This window comes from Sulfoacidibacillus ferrooxidans (genome assembly GCF_022606465.1).
Classification (GTDB): Bacteria; Bacillota; Bacilli; order Alicyclobacillales; family SLC66; genus Sulfoacidibacillus; species Sulfoacidibacillus ferrooxidans.
Window position 1 is genome coordinate 1 of sequence record NZ_JALBUF010000120.1, and the last position, 293, is coordinate 293.

Here is a 293-nt window from a genome sequence, read left to right on the forward strand (position 1 = left end):
AAGGCAAGCGACTTTTTAGGGATTTGAATTCATCACGAAGAACTTTGGAAGTGTATCCCTTGAGTTGTTTAACGACTTTGTGAATCCCGTATTGCGGATCGCACTTGATGAGAAGATGAACATGATCAGGCATGATTTCCATTTCAACGATTTCAGCCTGAATGTACGTTGCCTTTTCCGAAAGCAACGCCTTTAACCTTTCGTCAATGGGTTCAACAAGCACTTTACGGCGATATTTTGGACAAAAGACAACATGGTATTTACAATCAAACGTGACATTGTGGTTTGAATCA

General features: G+C 40.3%; 1 protein-coding gene. It reads right to left on the reverse strand.

Annotation, left to right across the window (positions count from 1 at the left end):
• The coding region (gene tnpA / locus MM817_RS16650; RefSeq protein ID WP_241717188.1) for an IS200/IS605 family transposase at nucleotides 1-293 on the reverse strand (293 nt) is incomplete at both ends.